Source organism: Mesorhizobium sp., assembly GCF_024509055.1.
Taxonomy (GTDB): Bacteria; Pseudomonadota; Alphaproteobacteria; order Rhizobiales; family Rhizobiaceae; genus Mesorhizobium.
Map to the genome: position 1 here is coordinate 1 of NZ_JANINM010000351.1, position 1606 is coordinate 1606.

At 67.1% G+C, this 1606-nt stretch carries 2 protein-coding genes; one reads left to right on the plus strand and one right to left on the minus strand.

The window, feature by feature from the left end:
• Window positions 1–1295: DNA mismatch repair endonuclease MutL (locus Q0L57_RS14980; RefSeq protein WP_296743836.1), on the plus strand; the 1295-nt coding region annotated here is incomplete at its 5' end.
• A gap of 132 nt (window positions 1296–1427) precedes the next feature.
• Here the strand turns inward: Q0L57_RS14980 and Q0L57_RS14985 are convergent.
• Window positions 1428–1606, minus strand: a 179-nt coding sequence (locus Q0L57_RS14985) for a VOC family protein (protein WP_296743838.1), incomplete at its 5' end; no start/stop codon positions are given.

Consider the following 1606-nt stretch of genomic DNA (forward strand, 5'->3'; position numbering starts at 1 on the left):
GCGAAGTGGTGCGCCGCCTCGCCATGGCGCGGCCCGACGTTGCGTTCACGCTGGCCGGCGAGGAACGTGCGCCAGTGACCTGGGCGGCGGCGCTGCCCGGCGCCCCCGGACGGCTGGCGCGGCTCGGCGACATTCTCGGGGCGGATTTTCGCAATGCCGCGATCGATGTGCGCAGCGAGCGCGAGGGCGTCGTCGTCGAAGGTTTCGCCGCGGCGCCGTCGCTGACGCGCGCCAACGCGCTTGGACAATATCTGTTCGTCAACAGCCGCCCGGTGCGCGACAAACTGATCCTCGGCGCGGTGCGCGCGGCCTACTCGGACTATCTGCCGCGCGACCGCCATCCCATCGTCGCGCTGTTCGTGACGCTCGATCCGCAGGAGGTCGACGCCAACGTGCATCCCGCCAAGACCGAAGTGCGTTTCCGCAATGCCGGCCTTGTACGCGCGCTGATCGTCCACGCGCTCAAGGATGGCTTGGCGCGCGAAGGCCGGCGCACTGCGGCGAATGTCGACGGCGCGGTGATCTCGTCGTTCCGCCCGGCCTTCTCGCCGCGACCCGGCAATTGGGACTGGCGGCGCTCGCCGGCCTATCCCACGAGCGCACCGTCATCTTACGGCGCAACCGCTTTCGCCGAGCGCGATCAATCCGCGTTCGATGTCGGCGCGCCGACCGCCGACGTGCGTTTCGAATCCGCACCGGCACCGGACCTGCTCGACCGTCCGCTCGGCGCCGCGCGGACGCAAATTCACGAGACCTATATCGTCTCGCAGACCCGCGACGGCCTCATCGTGGTGGACCAACACGCCGCACATGAGCGCATCGTCTACGAACGCCTGAAGGCATCGCTCGCGCAGAACGGCGTGCAGCGGCAGATCCTGCTGATCCCCGAGATCGTCGAACTCGACGAAGCCACCGTGGAGAAGCTGATCGCACGCGCCGCCGAGCTGGAGACGTTCGGGCTGGCGATCGAATCCTTCGGTCCAGGCGCGGTCGCAGTGCGCGAAACGCCGTCGCTGCTCGGCAAGACCAACGCCGCCGCGCTGCTGCGCGATCTCGCCGAACATATGGCCGAATGGGACGAGGCGCTGCCGCTGGAGCGGCGGCTGCTGCACGTCGCCGCCACCATGGCCTGCCACGGCTCGGTGCGCGCCGGCCGCATCCTCAAGCCCGAGGAAATGAACGCGCTATTGCGTGAGATGGAAGACACGCCGAATTCCGGCCAGTGCAACCACGGCCGCCCGACCTATGTCGAACTCAAGCTGTCGGATATCGAGAAGCTGTTCGGACGGCGGTGAGGCGTTGCGGCAAACACCAGAGTTCTCGTCATGGCCGGGCTTGTCCCGGCCATCCACGTCTTTGACGTAGCGAACTCTAAGACGTGGATGCCCGGCACAAGGCCGGGCATGACGGGTGACTGGCTTTGTCGCTCACTTGTACTTCGCGTCGCGCTCCAGCAGCTCGATGGAAATGCCTTGCGGCCCGCGGATGAAGCAGATGCGCACGCCGGGGCGGATGTTGTGAACGTCCTGCGTGAACTCGACGCCCTTGGCTTTCAATTGCGCCGCGACGTCGTCGATATCCTTCACCGCGAGCCCGAAGTGATCGA